The following is a 14,111-nucleotide window of genomic DNA, read 5'->3' as shown; positions in this document are numbered from 1 at the left end:
GGCGGTTGCCCGCAAACTCGTCACCATTGCAAACGCTCTGTGCAAAATGAGGCGAAAGTGGGCTCCTCAACCCGCCTGAGAAATACAGTTGCTAGTAGATTTTCGGCACGTAGAGCTCGTCTGGCAGGACGCGGCGTTCGTAGTTCGGATCGTGCTTGCGCTCGGGCAGGGTAACCTTTTCGTGGGGGATCTCGTAATAGGGGATCTTCGACAGGATATGTTCCATGCAATTGAGCCGTTCGCGCTTCTTGTCGTTCCCCTCGACGATATACCAAGGCGCTTCGGGGATGTTGGTGCGCTCGAACATGTCCTCCTTGGCCTTGGTGTAGTCCTCCCAGCGGATGCGGGATTCCAGATCCATCGGCGACAGTTTCCATTGTTTCATGGGGTCATGGATGCGCATGAGGAAACGCAGCTGCTGTTCCTCGTCCGTGATCGAGAACCAGTATTTCAGCAGGATGATCCCCGACCTCACCAGCATGCGTTCGAATTCCGGCACGTCCTGAAAGAACTGCTCGACCTGTTCTTCGGTGGCGAAACCCATTACCCGTTCCACCCCGGCGCGGTTGTACCAGGATCGGTCGAACAGCACGATTTCACCCGCGGCGGGCAGGTGCGGGACGTAGCGCTGGAAATACCACTGGCTCTGCTCGCGCCGGCTGGGGGCGGGCAGGGCGACCACGCGCGCCACGCGCGGGTTCAGCCGCTGGGTGATACGCTTGATGACGCCGCCCTTGCCGGCTGCATCGCGACCCTCGAACAAGATGCAGATCTTGGCGCCGGTGTGCTGGACCCAGTCCTGAACCTTGATGAGCTCGGCCTGAAGCCGAAGCAGGTTGCGGAAATAGACCTTTCGATCCAGTTCATCTGGATGCTGAGCGCGATAGAGCTTGCGCAGCTCCATCGACAGCATCGGTTCCGAAAACTCTATCTCGAGGGTTTCGTCGAACGTATCCTGCAGCTCGGCCTCGATCCACTCCATGACGTGGTTGTCGTCCTGCTGCGCGCTCTCGGCGGTGGCGCTGGAGGCGGGGCGCTTGAGCGCCGGGCTCTTCCTGGGGTGTTTCTTGTCCTTCTTGTTCAAGACCTGCTCCTGAAATCTGATTTGATCCTGCAAGGGCGTTCCCATGCTTGATGTTGGCGCCAGGCGGCCGGTGTCAATGCCTGCTCCGGGATTTCCGGCAACCGGATGCCGTGGACGCAGTTGTCCGCCAACCGAAGCGGCGCAAGAGGGCCGAACCTGCCGCCGCATGGTCGGCAACACCGCCGTTTGAGCGCTTCCCATCCAGTATTCCACAACATATAGTAGGGGGCAACATCACTTTGACGAAAACAGGCAGAGCGACAGGCAGGCCATGGCGCATATCATCGTTGTTGGGAACGAAAAGGGCGGGGCGGGCAAGTCCACTGTCTCGATGCACGTGGCCACCGCGCTCGCGCGGATGGGGCACAAGGTCAACACGCTGGACCTGGACCTGCGCCAGCGCTCGCTGGCCCGTTACGCGGAGAATCGGGCCGACTACATGCGCCAGACCGGGATCGACCTGCCCAGCCCGGTCTGCCATGACTTGCCGGAGATCGACCCTTCGGCGCTGAAGCCGGGCGAGAACGTCTATGACCACCGCCTGTCCGCGGCCGTGGCCCGGCTGGAGCCAGACAGTGACTTCATTCTGATCGATTGCCCCGGCTCGCACACACGCCTCAGCCAGGTGGCCCATTCGTTGGCCGATACCCTGATCACGCCGCTCAACGACAGTTTCGTCGATTTCGATCTGCTGGCGCGGATCGATCCCGGCGCCGAACGGATCCTCGGCCCCTCGGTCTATTCCGAAATGGTCTGGAACGCGCGCCAGCTCAGGGCGCAGGCGGGGCTGAAGCCGATCGACTGGGTGGTGATCCGCAACCGGGTCGGTACCCAGCGGATGGTGAACAAGGAAAAGATGCAGCGCGCGGTGCGTCTTCTGTCGGAACGGATCGGCTTTCGCGTCGCGCCGGGGTTCAGCGAACGGGTCATCTTCCGCGAACTCTTTCCGCGCGGCCTGACGCTGCTGGATCTCAAGGATATCGGGGTGAAGCAGCTCAATATCTCGAATGTCGCCGCACGCCAGGAATTGCGTGACATGATGAAAGAACTGCACCTGCCCGGTGTCGAGGTAGCGTTCTAGGGTCGAGTCCCGCTCCGCCCCTTCATCTTGCAGCAAATACTCTGGGGGCCGCCATTGAAGCGCCATTGGTCCGAGCGACAATGGCGACGGGGCAAAGCCCCCGGTGGTGCGACCGAACGACACGGTGGCCCATACTCGCCTTTGCCGGAATCCGGCGCGTTCAAACCGGTTGGTAGATCGTGAACAGCTCGTGCGGTTCGGCCACGCCGCGCAGCATGTAGCGGCCGAGCGACACCAGGTCGTGTCGCCCCGGCGTCGCCAGTCGCTTCACCTTTTCGGACAGGATGACGTTCTGCCCCAGCGGCCGTCGCATGCCGGAAAGACGCGCGGTCAGGTTCACGGCGGGGCCGATCGCGGTAAAATCCAGCCTGTTTTCCGCGCCGATATTGCCGTAGAGGATCTCTCCCGCATGAAGGGCAAAGCTGGCCTCGGTCGCGGGCAGTCCGCCGCGTTCGCGTTCTTCGTTGTGCCGGTCGATGTCGGCGCGAAGCTTGGCAACCGTGTCCAGCGCGGCATCGGCCGCTTCCGTCATGTCATCATGGCCGAACATGGCCAGAAGGCCATCGCCCATGAATTTCAGGATATGCCCGCCGTTCTGCTGGATTTCGCCCACGGTGATTTCAAAGTAGTCATTCACCATCCGGATCAGATAGCTGCCGGGGATCCGCTCGGCCATCTCGGTAAAGCCGGCCAGGTCGAAAAACAACATTACCGCGTTGATTTCACGCAGCGATCCGCGCTGCAACTCGCCCCTCAGCACGCGCTGGCCCGCGTCCCGGCCCAGATAGACCCGCAGCAGTTGCTGCGCCATCAGCCGGTTCGACGCCGATTTCATTGCCAGTGCGAGATAGGGGTGCGCCCCCCGGATGATGCCGACATGCTCGGGGCCGAAGCCCTCGGGCGCGTCGGTCACCCATGATGCGATCAGCCCCTCCGGCAGGTTGTTCGGGTCAAGCGGCGCTTTGGGATCGTGCCGCGTGAGAATCGACGCCATCGCCAGGTAATCCGTCCCCCCTTCGGCGCGCAGATCCGCGAAGATCGGAAAGCGGTTGGCGAAACGGCCGTCCAGCTGCGCGTGCAGATAGGGCTGCCCTTGTTCGATCATGTAGTAGAACGGGCTGCGCACCCATTGCTCGGGCGGCTCTTCGGAATAGGAATAGGTTTCGCGGGTCATGCCGGCCTTTCGGTGCCACTCCAGCCCGATGCCGCCATATTTCGGGTGAAACGCGCTTTGCGCCACATGCAGCCGCATCAGAGGCACTCCCAGTTCTACCAGCCGGTCGCAATAGCCCGCCAGCAGTTCCTGCTGGGTCGCGCCCTCCATGCCCTGCTGCACCAGCCAGTCGTTAAGGGGCTTGCCGGCCTCGCTGTATTTCATTTTCTTCATCGTCCTCGTGGAACGTCCCATCTGTGGGCGCGGGTCGGAAATTGCCAGAGCCCTGGCGGGGAATTTCCCGCTGCTTTTCCCGGCGCTGGCGCGCGCTCAGCCCATCCCGGCCAGCCGCCGCAGCATCACCCGCAACAGCGCGTTTTCTCCCCGCGTGAACTGCGCGGTCAGCCGCGCGTCATAGTCTTCGGCAATGCCGCGCAGGTCACGATACACCGCTTCGCCCGCCGGTGTCAGTTCCAGATGTTCCGACCTCCGGTCGTTTTCGTCCCGCGTCCGGGTCAGATAGCGCCGCTCGGCCAGCCGCTGCACCGCCCGGCTGATCTTGGTCTTGTGTATCTTCGATCGCTGGCCGATCTCCTTGGCCGTCATCCGCCCGTAGATGCCCAGATGAAACAGCACCCGCCAGTCGGTGCGCAGCAGGCCATAGCGGCTCTTGTAGACTTTCTGGAACGCCAGCGAACTTTCTTCGGCCGCCTGGTTCAGCAGGAAGGGAAGAAAGTTTTCCAGATCGAAATCGTCTTTTTTCTCCATTTTCGCCCCTTGACCTATTGTTGGTTACAAAAACAACTATTACCCCAACGCTGTCAACGACAGGAAAACGCGCAACCGAGTCTCTCGCCGGTCATCCCGGACGAGGGACCAGGAGGAACACCGAAATGCCGCTCATGAAAAGCTGGGTCGCATCCGCGAACGATCCCGCCCATCCGTTTCCCTTGAACAACCTGCCCTACGGCGTCTTCTCGACCAAAGGGACCGAGCCGCGCTGCGGCGTGGCGATCGGCGACATGATCCTCGACATGGCCGCGGCCGAAGAGTCCGGCCTGATCCGGCTCATGGACGAGCCGCTCTTCGACGTGCCCTACTGGAACGACCTGATGGAGCAGGGCCCCGCCGTCTGGGCGGCGCTGCGCGAACGCCTCACCGCGCTTCTGACTGCCGGCGCGGCCGAGCGGGAGAAGGTAGAACCTCTGCTGGTGCCGCAGGCCGAGGCCACGCTGCATATGCCCTTCGTGGTCTCGGAATACACCGATTTCTATGCCGGCAAGCACCACGCCTTCAACGTGGGCACCATGTTCCGTGGCCCCGAAAACGCGCTGCCGCCGAACTGGCTGCACATCCCGATCGGCTACAATGGCCGCGCCTCCTCGGTGGTGGTCTCGGGCACCGAGATCCGCCGCCCCTGGGGCCAGCTCAAGGGGCCGAACGACGACCGCCCGCGCTTTGCCCCCTCGGCCCGGTTCGACATCGAACTGGAGATGGGCGCCATCGTCGGCACCGCCTCCGAAGGCCCGATCACCGTTCAGGAGGCTGACGCCAACATCTTCGGCTACGTCCTGCTGAACGACTGGTCGGCGCGCGACATCCAGGCTTGGGAATACCAGCCGCTGGGGCCGTTCCAGGCCAAGGCGACGGCGACCAGCATCAGCCCGTGGATCGTGACCAAGGCCGCGCTGGAACCCTTCCGCACCGACACGCCCCCGCGCGAGGTGGAACTGCTCGACCACCTCAAGGATTGCGGCCCGATGCTCTATGACATCGAACTCGAGGTGACGCTGGCCCCCGAAGGCAAGCCCGCCACCACCATTGCCCGCACCAATTACAAGGAAATGTACTATTCCTCGGCCCAGCAGCTGGCGCATCACACCACCTGCGGCTGCCCGATGAACGTGGGCGACCTGCTGGGCTCGGGCACGATCTCGGGGCCGACGAAGGACAGCCGCGGCTCGCTTCTGGAACTCAGCTGGGGCGGCAAGGAGCCGATCCGGCTCGACACCGGCGAAACCCGCAGCTTCATCGAGGACGGCGACACGCTGACACTGAAGGGCGCGGCGCGCGGCGACGGCTACACGATCGGCTTCGGCGATTGCGTGGGCAAGCTGTTGCCTGCTCTGGAAGACCCCTACGCAAGGTGATCCCCGCATTCTTCATCTTGCTCCAAATACTCCCGCCGGAGGCTCCCGCACTCGCCGCCGGCGCACCGTCAGAAGGAAGAACGACATGGCCAAGGCATTCGCATCCCAGGGCGACCTGACCGAAAAGAAGATCAGCTTTACCGAGATCGGCGAGGGCCTCTATGCCTTCACCGCCGAAGGCGACCCCAACTCGGGCGTCATCATCGGCGACGACAGCGTGATGGTGGTCGAAGCGCAGGCCACCCCGCGGCTGGCGCAGAAAGTGATCGACTGCATCCGCACCGTCACCGACAAGCCGATCACCCATGTCGCGCTGACCCATTACCACGCCGTGCGCGTCCTCGGCGCCAGCGCCTTCGGGGCTAGCCAGATCATCATGTCCGACACCGCCCGCGCCATGGTCGTGGAACGCGGCAAGGAGGACTGGGAAAGCGAATTCCAACGCTTCCCGCGCCTCTTCGAGGGGCACGAGAGCATCCCCGGCCTGACCTGGCCCACCACGACCTTCAGCGAATCGATGACCGTCTATCTGGGCAACCGCCGCGTGGACCTGATGCATCTTGGCCGGGCGCATACGGCCGGCGACATCGTGATCCACGTTCCCGACCAGAACGTGATGTTCACCGGCGACATCGTGGAATACCATTCGGCCTGCTATTGCGGCGACGGGCATTTCAGCGACTGGGGCGACACGCTGGACGCGATCAAATGGTTCGACGTGGACGCCATCGCGCCGGGCCGGGGCGATGCTCTGGTGGGCAAGGAGATGGTGAACGCCGCCATCGAAAATACCCGCGATTTCGTCGAAAGCACCTATCGCCCGGTGGCCCGCATCGCCGCCCGTGGCGGCAGCCTCAAGGAAGCATGGGACGCGGCCCGCGCCGAATGCGATCCGAAATTCAGCGACTACGCGATCTACGAACATTGCCTGCCCTTCAACGTCAGCCGCGCCTATGACGAGGCTCGCGGCGTGGACACCCCCCGCATCTGGACCGCCCAGCGCGATCTGGAGATGTGGGAGCAACTGCAGGGTTGAACCGTTACCCCGGCGGGTGAACGCGCGCACCCGCCGACCCAACCGGAGGAGACCATGAAAAAGATCTTCGAAATCCCGCTATACCCCTACGCGCGCAGCGCCGATCAGGACGCGCCCGCGCCGGTTCGCCACAAGGTCGTGGTGGTCGGTGCCGGCCCGATCGGGCTGGCGGCCGGGATCGACCTGGCCCAGCAGGGCATCGAGGTGCTGATCCTCGACGACAACGACAAGGTCAGCTTCGGCAGCCGCGCTGTCTGCTACGCCAAGCGGCCGCTGGAAATCCTCGACCGTCTGGGCTGCGGCAAGCGGATGGTGGAAAAGGGCGTGGAATGGAACGTCGGCAAGGTGTTCTTCGACGACCGCCTGGTCTATGAATTCAACCTGCTGCCCGAAGAGGGCCACCAGTTCCCCGCCTTCATCAACCTGCAGCAATACTATTTCGAAGAATACATGGTCGATCGCATCCGCGAGCTCCAGAAGGAGGGCGCGCCGATCGAGATCCGCGGCCGCAACAAGGTCGCCGCGGTGGCCGATCACGGCGACCATGTGGCGATCGAGGTGGACACGCCCGAAGGCCCCTACAACCTGACCGCCGACTGGCTGATCGCCTGCGACGGCGCCAATTCCTCGATCCGGTCTATGATGGGGCTCGATTTCGTGGGCCGCGTTTTCGAAGACAACTTCCTGATTTCGGACATCATCATGGAGGCGGATTTCCCCACCGAGCGCTGGTTCTGGTTCGACCCGCCCTTCAACCGGGGCCAGTCGGCGCTGCTGCACAAGCAGCCCGACAACGTGTGGCGGATCGACCTGCAGCTGGGCTGGGACATCGACAAGGAACGCGAAAAGCGCCCCGAGAACGTGATCCCGCGCCTCAAGGCGATGCTGGGCGAGGACGTGGAGTTCGAGCTGGAATGGATCAGCATCTACACCTTCCAGTGCCGCCGCATGGAAAAGTTCCGCCACGGCCGGGTGATCTTTGCGGGCGACGCGGCGCACCAGGTTTCGCCCTTCGGCGCCCGCGGCGCCAACAGCGGGCTTCAGGACACCGACAACCTGTGCTGGAAGCTCAAGCTGGTGATGGACGGCAAGGCGCCCGAAAGCCTGCTGGACAGCTACGACTTCGAACGCATCCACGGCGCGGACGAGAACATCCTGAACTCGACCCGCTCCACCGACTTCATCACGCCGAAATCCGAAATCAGCCGGATCTTCCGCGACGCGGTGCTGGATCTGTCGGAGCATTTCGAGTTCGCCCGTCCGATGGTGAACTCGGGCCGGCTGTCGGTGCCCTGCACCTATGACGGCTCGCCGCTCAACTCGGCGGATGCGCTTTTGGGCGGACCGGCGCGCACGCGGCCCGGCTCTCCCTGTCCCGACGCGCCGCTGGGCGACGAGTTCCTGCTGCCGAAACTGGGCGGCAGGTTCACCCTGCTGACCATCGACGCCGACGCTCCCGACGTGATCGAGGAAGACGGGATCGAGGTGACCCGGTTGGCGCTGTCGGTCAAGGATGATCCGACGCTGGCACTGAAGGAGCGATACCTGGGCGATGCGGAGTCGGCCGTCTATCTGATCCGGCCCGACCAGCACGTCGCCGCCCGCCGCCCGAGCTTTGACGAGAACATTTTCCGCGCCGCGATCCGCCGCGCGACCGGCAAGGAGTAGGACCCATGGCCGAACTGAACCTGCAACCCAATATCGACGACCCCGACGGCTTTTATGCCGAACTTCTGGCCGCCCACGAGGGGCTCGAGAAGGTCGAAAGCGATGCGCTGAACGCGCGCCTCGTGCTCGTGCTGGCCAACCATATCGGCGACCGCCACGTGCTACGTCAGGCACTGGCCGCCGCCGCCCTGAAAAAGGAGGACTGACCCCATGAAGATCCAACAGATTCACCACGTCGCCTATCGCTGCAAGGACGCGAAGGAAACCGTCGAGTGGTACAAGAAGATGCTGAACATGGACTATACGCTGGCCTTTGCCGAGGACCGCGTGCCGTCCACCCACGAGGAAGATCCCTACATGCACATCTTCCTCGATGCCGGCAACGGCAACGTTCTGGCCTTCTTCGAACTGCCGACCAAGCCCGAAATGGGCCGGGACGAGAACACTCCCGCCTGGGTGCAGCACATTGCCTTCAAGGTGGCCGACCGCGACGAACTGATGGCCTACAAGAAGCATCTTGAGGAGAACGGGGTCGAGGTGCTGGGGCCGACCGACCACACGCTGTTCCATTCGATCTATTTCTTCGACCCGAACGGGCACCGGATCGAACTGGCCTATGACGACCCCGAGGCCGCGCCGCTGGCTGCCAAGGCCGCCGAGGTCAAGGAGGCGATGCTCGAGGAATGGTCGCAGACCAAGCGCGCGCCCAAGCACGCCGCCTGGCTGCACCAGAAGGAACTGTCGCAGGACTGACCGGCGCGACCCGCGCCACTGACAGTCGGCCCGCGTGTCGGCTGTCGCCATAGAGGGGGAGGGAAGGCCATGACGGGAACCGTTCTGTATGACTACTGGCGCTCTTCGGCCAGCTATCGCGTGCGCATCGCGCTGAACCTAGCGGGCATCGCCTACCGCGCCGTCCCGGTCGATCTGGTCCGGGGCGAACACAAGACGCCCGAACACCTGGCCCGCAATCCGCAGGGGCTGGTGCCGGTTCTGAAAATCGACGGCCAGCGGTTCACGCAGTCGCTGGCGATCCTGGATTATCTCGACACCACCCGCGCGATGGGTCTGCTGCCCGAAGAACCGGCCGAGCGCGCCCGCGAGATGGCGCTGGCGCATGCGATCGCGGTGGACATCCACCCGGTCTGCAACCTTCAGGTCGTCTCCTACGCCGTCGAGATCACGGGCGGCCGCGACGGCGTGCGCGAGGACTGGATGCGCCGCTTCATCCGCCCCGGCCTTCTGGCCTTCGAGGACATGCTGTCGGGTTGGGAACAATCGCCGTGGTGCTGCGGCACGCGCCCCGGCCTGGCCGACATCTGCCTTCTGCCGCAGCTCTACAATGCCCGCCGCTGGGGCGTGGACATCTCGGACATGCCGCGGGTCCTGTCGGTCGAGGCCGCCGCCTCCGACCACCCGGCCTTTGCCTCCGCGCATCCCGACGCCGTCAGGCCGGCCGGCTGACGCATTCGGACGTGACAGGCCGGCCCCGTCCGCCCATGATCGCGCAGAACGGATCAGGGAGGTTCCATTGTCTGGACATGGTTACGAAAACGGGCGGCTGAACCTGCCCTTCGTCGGCATCTGCACCTTCGGCAAGTATCCATATGTCGAGAACTAGGATGCGATCGACGCCGACGTGGCGGTGATGGGCGCGCCCTTCGACGCAGGCACGCAATGGCGCGCCGGCGCCCGCATGGGCCCGCGCGGCATACGCGAGGCGTCCACGCTCTTCTCCTTCGGCCATGCCGGGGCCTACGACTTCGAGGACGACGTGACCTATCTCGACCCGGCCAATGTGCGGATCGTGGACATCGGCGACGCCGACATCGTGCATACGGACACGCTGCAAAGCCACGCCAATATCGAGGCCGGCGTGCGCAAGATCCGCGCGGCGGGGGCGCTGCCCGTGGTTCTGGGGGGCGATCATTCGGTCAACATTCCCTGCATCAACGCCTTTGACGATCACGGAGAGATCCACCTCGTCCAGATCGACGCCCATCTCGATTTCGTCGATGAACGCCACGGGGTCCGCTTCGGCCACGGCAACCCGATGCGCCGCGCGGCGGAAAAGCCCTATGTCACGGGTCTCACCCAGATCGGCATCCGCAACGTCTCCTCGACCGCTCGCGAAGGCTATGCCGATGCCCGCGCCATGGGTTCCGACATCCTGTCGGTGCGCCATGTCCGCCAGATGGGAATCCCTGCGCTGCTGGAAAGAATTCCGGCCGGCAAGGACTATTACCTCACCATCGACATCGACGGTTTCGACCCCTCGATCGCGCCGGGCACCGGCACGCCCAGCCACGGAGGCTTTCTGTATTACGAAATGCTGGAATTCGTCGACGGCCTGGCCCGGCGCGGCACTGTCGTGGGCCTGGATCTGGTCGAAGTGGCCCCCGACTACGATCCCGCCGGGTGCACGTCGATTCTGGCCGCCCAGTTCCTGTTGAACGCGATCGGGCGGATCATGCATCACCGCCAGGCCCGGACGTGATCCGGCGCCACCACTTCGGCGCCGACACAACCCCCCCCCATCCTCTTCATCTTGCTCCAAATACTCCGGGGAGCGCGAGGGGCGGAGCCCCTCGCCACATCTTCAATTGCGCGCTTCCGGTGCGACGGCCCCCCCGCAATCGCCTGAACACGGTCACTCCTGCGGCAGGCGGTGCAGGTCGTTCAGCAGATCCAGAAGAGTTTCATATTTCTCGGGTCCAAGCTGTTCGCGCACGCGGTCATTCAACTTGATGGCGGTCGGCAGATTCGCCGTGATCAACTCTCTGCCCGCGGGCGAAATCTGCACGATCTGCTTCCGCCGGTCCTCGGGGTCCGGGCGGCGGTGAATCAGGCCCTTGTCGTCCAGTTTCTGCAGGATCCGGGTCAGGCTGGGCAACAGCAGGCAGGCCAGTTCGGCAATGCGGGTGGGGTCCAGCGGGCCTTCTTCTTCCAGAACCCGCAGGACTCGCCACTGCTGTTCAGTAATGCCGGCCTTGGACAGCATGCCGCGGATCGGGCCCATGACCCGTTCACGCGCGCGCAAAAGGGCGATGGGCAGGGAACGTTCTGTCGACGGAAACGGACGTGTCATGGCCATGTGATAGCCTGCCCGCGCCCGGATGCAAAGCGCGCGCATGGTTGACAGTGGCGCGGAAAATACTAAACCTGTTAACGGAAATTTCCGGAGTGGACCGATGCCGCATGTGATGGTGGACTATTCCCCGAACATGGAGAACCTTGTGGACATGGCCGCGTTCTGCGACGTGCTGCGGCGGGCGGCCATCGAGACGGGGATCCTGCCGATGGCGGGGGTGCGTGTGCGCGCGGTGCGCGCCGATCATGTCTCCATCGCCGATGGCGACCCACGGCACGGCTATATCGACATCTCGGTGCGCCTGCGGGGTGGTCGGACGCTGGAGGCGCGCAAGGCCGCGACGGCGCATATCTTCGCGGCCGCGCGCGATCATCTCGCGCCGGTCATGGCCGCGCATCCGGTGGCGCTGTCCTTCGAGATGCGCGACATCGACCCCGAGCTTTCACCGAAATGCGGCACGATCCGCGACCATCTCTAGGAGGGCATTCATGGACTGGCAGGAGTTCGGCCAATGGGGCCGCCGCGTGGCCGACTGGGCCCAGGATTATCACCTGACGGTGGCCGAGCGCCCGGTGCGGGCGCAGACCAGACCGGGCGAGATCCTGAACGCCTTGCCCGAGACGCCGCCCGAAGAACCGCAGGATCTGATTGACGTCTTTGCCGATTTCGAACGCATCGTCATGCCGGGGATCACCCACTGGCAGCATCCCCGGTTCTTCGCCTATTTCCCGTCGAACGCGGCGCCGCCCTCGGTGCTGGCCGAATTCCTGGTCTCGGCCATCGCGCCGCAATGCATGCTGTGGCAGACTTCCCCCGCCGCGACCGAGATGGAAACCCGGATGATGGACTGGCTGCGGCAGGCGGTGGGGCTGCCGGACGGGTTCGCGGGCGTCATTCAGGACAGCGCCTCGACCGCGACGCTGGCGGCGGTGCTGACCATGCGCGAACGCGCCCTCGGCTGGAACGGCAACGCCGAGGGACTGGCCGGCAAGGCGCCGCTCAGGGTTTATGCCTCCTCCGAGGTGCATACCTCGATCGACCGGGCGATCTGGATTTCCGGCATCGGGCAGGAGAACCTCGTGCGCATTCCGATCAGGGGGGAAAACCGGGGCATGGACCCGGCGGCGCTGGATGCCGCGATTCGCGCCGACAAGGCCGCCGGGATGGTGCCTGTGGGGGTGATCCTGTGCGTCGGCGGAACCGGCACCGGGGCGACCGATCCGGTCGCGCAGGTGATGGAGCTTGCCGAACGTCACGGGCTCTATACCCATGTGGACGCGGCCTGGGCGGGGTCGGCGATGATCTGCCCCGAATTCCGCGATCTCTGGGCCGGGGTGGAGCAGGCGGATTCCGTTGTCCTCAATCCGCACAAGTGGCTGGGGGTGCAGTTCGACTGTTCCGCGCATTTCCTGCGCAACCCGGATGAGCTGGTGCGCACGCTGGCGATCAGCCCGGAATATCTGAAAACCCATGGGGCCGAGGGGATCGTCAACTATTCCGAGTGGTCGATTCCGCTGGGCCGGCGGTTCCGGGCGCTGAAGATCTGGTTCCTGATCCGCGCCTATGGGCTGGAGGGGCTGCGCGCGCGGATCCGCAACCATGTCGCATGGTCGCGGGCGCTGCACGACCGGGTGGCGGCCATGCCGGGGTTTCAGATCGTCACGCCGCCGATGTGGTCGCTCTGGACTTTCCGTTTTGCGCCCGAAGGGGCAGGAGATCCGGATGCGCTAAATCTGGCGCTGGTCAACGCGATCAATGACGACGGCCGGATCTACCTGACCCAGACGCGGGTGGATGGCAAGCTGGCGATCCGATTTCAGGTCGGCCAGTTCGACACGACCGAGGCCGACGTGATGATGGCCGGCGACGTGATCGCCGAGATCGCGGCGGGGCTTCGCCCCTGATCCGGCTGGACATTCGGGCGCGGCGCTGGCTACCGTCGCGCGAAAATCGAGGAGGAGATACCTATGCCCGCACCGGTAAATACCTTCAAGCAGGCGCTGGCCGAGGGAAAGACGTTGATCGGCTGCTGGCTGAGCTTTGCCGAGGCCGCGGCGGCCGAGGCGATGGGAACCGCGGGCTTCGACTGGCTGGTGATCGACGGGGAGCACGCGCCGAACGACATCCGGTCGATTCGCGATCAGCTGATGGCTCTGGCGGCGAGTCCCTCGCACCCGGTGGTTCGGGTTCCGATCGGCGAGACATGGATCATCAAGATGGTTCTGGACGCGGGCGCACAGACGGTTCTGGTGCCGATGGTCGAGACCGCCGAACAGGCCCGCGAACTGGCGCGGGCCTGCCGCTATCCGCCCGAAGGCACGCGCGGCGTGGGCGGGGCGGCATCGCGGGCGACGCGGTTTTCGTCGATCCCCGATTACATTGCCACGGCGGACGAGCAGATCTGCCTGCTGGTGCAGGTGGAAAACCGGGCGGGCATGGCGGCGCTGGACGAGATCCTGGAGGTCGAAGGGGTGGACGGCGTGTTCATCGGGCCTGCGGATCTGAGCACCGACATGGGCTTCAAGGGCAATTCGGCCGCGCCCGAAGTGCAGGCGACGATCGCCGATGCCATCCGGCGCATCCGCGCGGCGGGCAAGGCGCCGGGCGTGGTGGGCGTGACCGAAGAGGCGACCCAGGGTTACCTGGACATGGGCGCGCAGTTTCTCGCCGTGGGGTTGGATCTGTTGCTTCTGGTGCGCGAGGCGCGGGCGCTGTCGGCCAGGTGGAAGGCGAAGATCTGATCCATCGGCGCCGCACGGGGAGGAGGCGGCGCGCAGTGGGTATTTGAGACCAGAAAGAAGCAGCAATTGTGCCCGCCGCATCGTGGCGCGCGGCGGGGCGGGGGAGA

Annotated in this window: 14 protein-coding genes and 1 pseudogene; 11 read left to right on the top strand and 4 right to left on the bottom strand. The window is 64.6% G+C overall.

The genetic code is table 11. The annotated features are described in order from the left end of the window. Positions 1-91: 91 nt before the first annotated feature. Complete coding sequence (ppk2, locus tag C4S70_RS16170) at positions 92-982, bottom strand: polyphosphate kinase 2 (protein ID WP_104009148.1); 891 nt, start codon at positions 980-982, stop codon at positions 92-94. A gap of 373 nt (positions 983-1,355) precedes the next feature. On the opposite strand from ppk2, the gene C4S70_RS16165 reads away from it, so the two are divergent. Further along, complete coding sequence (locus C4S70_RS16165) at positions 1,356-2,165, top strand: division plane positioning ATPase MipZ (RefSeq protein ID WP_104009141.1); 810 nt, start codon at positions 1,356-1,358, stop codon at positions 2,163-2,165. A 160-nt stretch (positions 2,166-2,325) separates the two neighbouring features. Here the strand turns inward: C4S70_RS16165 and C4S70_RS16160 are convergent, their stop codons facing one another. Together C4S70_RS16160 and C4S70_RS16155 are read right to left on the bottom strand one after the other, a co-directional pair. Next, positions 2,326-3,543, bottom strand: coding sequence for an adenylate/guanylate cyclase domain-containing protein (locus C4S70_RS16160; protein ID WP_104009147.1), 1,218 nt, complete (start codon positions 3,541-3,543; stop codon positions 2,326-2,328). Positions 3,544-3,648: 105 nt separating this feature from the next. Continuing rightward, positions 3,649-4,086, bottom strand: coding sequence for a MarR family winged helix-turn-helix transcriptional regulator (locus tag C4S70_RS16155; protein ID WP_104009140.1), 438 nt, complete (start codon positions 4,084-4,086; stop codon positions 3,649-3,651). A 125-nt stretch (positions 4,087-4,211) separates the two neighbouring features. Between C4S70_RS16155 and fahA the strand changes: the two genes are divergently transcribed. From fahA to speB, 7 genes and pseudogenes are all read left to right on the top strand, one after another. Continuing rightward, positions 4,212-5,468: a fumarylacetoacetase gene (fahA, locus tag C4S70_RS16150; protein ID WP_104009139.1), complete on the top strand. Its 1,257-nt coding sequence runs from the start codon at positions 4,212-4,214 to the stop codon at positions 5,466-5,468. Positions 5,469-5,553: 85 nt separating this feature from the next. After that, positions 5,554-6,504 (top strand): MBL fold metallo-hydrolase, encoded by a 951-nt coding sequence (locus C4S70_RS16145; RefSeq protein ID WP_104009138.1) that lies wholly within the window; start codon positions 5,554-5,556, stop codon positions 6,502-6,504. A 54-nt stretch (positions 6,505-6,558) separates the two neighbouring features. Next, positions 6,559-8,172 (top strand): FAD-dependent oxidoreductase, encoded by a 1,614-nt coding sequence (locus C4S70_RS16140; protein WP_104009137.1) that lies wholly within the window; start codon positions 6,559-6,561, stop codon positions 8,170-8,172. 5 nt (positions 8,173-8,177) lie between these two features. Next, positions 8,178-8,378 carry a DUF2783 domain-containing protein gene (locus tag C4S70_RS16135; RefSeq protein WP_104009136.1) on the top strand — a complete coding sequence of 67 codons (201 nt, stop codon included), beginning with the start codon at positions 8,178-8,180 and terminating at the stop codon, positions 8,376-8,378. A 4-nt stretch (positions 8,379-8,382) separates the two neighbouring features. After that, positions 8,383-8,925 (top strand): VOC family protein, encoded by a 543-nt coding sequence (locus C4S70_RS16130; protein ID WP_104009135.1) that lies wholly within the window; start codon positions 8,383-8,385, stop codon positions 8,923-8,925. A 69-nt stretch (positions 8,926-8,994) separates the two neighbouring features. Then, the gene (maiA, locus tag C4S70_RS16125) at positions 8,995-9,636 is read left to right on the top strand and encodes a maleylacetoacetate isomerase (protein WP_104009134.1); all 642 of its coding nucleotides are present in this window, start codon (positions 8,995-8,997) and stop codon (positions 9,634-9,636) included. Positions 9,637-9,703: 67 nt separating this feature from the next. After that, a pseudogene (gene speB, locus C4S70_RS16120) lies at positions 9,704-10,669 on the top strand (agmatinase). A 153-nt stretch (positions 10,670-10,822) separates the two neighbouring features. Here the strand turns inward: speB and hpaR are convergent. Beyond that, complete coding sequence (gene hpaR / locus C4S70_RS16115) at positions 10,823-11,260, bottom strand: homoprotocatechuate degradation operon regulator HpaR (protein WP_104009146.1); 438 nt, start codon at positions 11,258-11,260, stop codon at positions 10,823-10,825. Positions 11,261-11,363: 103 nt separating this feature from the next. Between hpaR and C4S70_RS16110 the strand changes: the two genes are divergently transcribed. The 3 genes from C4S70_RS16110 (at position 11,364) to C4S70_RS16100 (ending at position 14,004) form a co-directional block, all read left to right on the top strand. Beyond that, entirely contained in the window at positions 11,364-11,741 is a 378-nt protein-coding gene (locus C4S70_RS16110) for a 5-carboxymethyl-2-hydroxymuconate Delta-isomerase (RefSeq protein ID WP_104009133.1), read from the top strand. Between the two features lie 10 nt (positions 11,742-11,751). Further along, a complete protein-coding gene (locus C4S70_RS16105) occupies positions 11,752-13,167 on the top strand; it encodes a pyridoxal phosphate-dependent decarboxylase family protein (RefSeq protein ID WP_104009132.1) in 1,416 nt (471 codons plus the stop codon). Between the two features lie 63 nt (positions 13,168-13,230). Then, complete coding sequence (locus C4S70_RS16100) at positions 13,231-14,004, top strand: aldolase/citrate lyase family protein (protein WP_104009131.1); 774 nt, start codon at positions 13,231-13,233, stop codon at positions 14,002-14,004. The last annotated feature ends 107 nt before the right edge of the window (positions 14,005-14,111 follow it).

The organism is Jhaorihella thermophila (assembly GCF_900108275.1).
GTDB classification, from domain to species: Bacteria; Pseudomonadota; Alphaproteobacteria; order Rhodobacterales; family Rhodobacteraceae; genus Jhaorihella; species Jhaorihella thermophila.
This window is presented reverse-complemented; position numbering and strand designations above follow the sequence as displayed.

Excerpts from the sequence above, each read along its gene's own strand:
- C4S70_RS16130 (WP_104009135.1), top strand. The coding sequence starts at position 8,383 with ATGAAGATCCAACAGATTCACCACGTCGCCTATCGCTGCAAGGACGCG.
- C4S70_RS16100 (WP_104009131.1), top strand. The coding sequence starts at position 13,231 with ATGCCCGCACCGGTAAATACCTTCAAGCAGGCGCTGGCCGAGGGAAAG.
- C4S70_RS16160 (WP_104009147.1), bottom strand. The coding sequence starts at position 3,543 with ATGAAATACAGCGAGGCCGGCAAGCCCCTTAACGACTGGCTGGTGCAG.
- hpaR (WP_104009146.1), bottom strand. The coding sequence starts at position 11,260 with ATGACACGTCCGTTTCCGTCGACAGAACGTTCCCTGCCCATCGCCCTT.
- maiA (WP_104009134.1), top strand. The coding sequence starts at position 8,995 with ATGACGGGAACCGTTCTGTATGACTACTGGCGCTCTTCGGCCAGCTAT.
- C4S70_RS16105 (WP_104009132.1), top strand. The coding sequence starts at position 11,752 with ATGGACTGGCAGGAGTTCGGCCAATGGGGCCGCCGCGTGGCCGACTGG.
- fahA (WP_104009139.1), top strand. The coding sequence starts at position 4,212 with ATGCCGCTCATGAAAAGCTGGGTCGCATCCGCGAACGATCCCGCCCAT.
- C4S70_RS16165 (WP_104009141.1), top strand. The coding sequence starts at position 1,356 with ATGGCGCATATCATCGTTGTTGGGAACGAAAAGGGCGGGGCGGGCAAG.
- ppk2 (WP_104009148.1), bottom strand. The coding sequence starts at position 982 with ATGGAGTGGATCGAGGCCGAGCTGCAGGATACGTTCGACGAAACCCTC.
- C4S70_RS16155 (WP_104009140.1), bottom strand. The coding sequence starts at position 4,086 with ATGGAGAAAAAAGACGATTTCGATCTGGAAAACTTTCTTCCCTTCCTG.
- C4S70_RS16140 (WP_104009137.1), top strand. The coding sequence starts at position 6,559 with ATGAAAAAGATCTTCGAAATCCCGCTATACCCCTACGCGCGCAGCGCC.
- C4S70_RS16135 (WP_104009136.1), top strand. The coding sequence starts at position 8,178 with ATGGCCGAACTGAACCTGCAACCCAATATCGACGACCCCGACGGCTTT.
- C4S70_RS16145 (WP_104009138.1), top strand. The coding sequence starts at position 5,554 with ATGGCCAAGGCATTCGCATCCCAGGGCGACCTGACCGAAAAGAAGATC.
- C4S70_RS16110 (WP_104009133.1), top strand. The coding sequence starts at position 11,364 with ATGCCGCATGTGATGGTGGACTATTCCCCGAACATGGAGAACCTTGTG.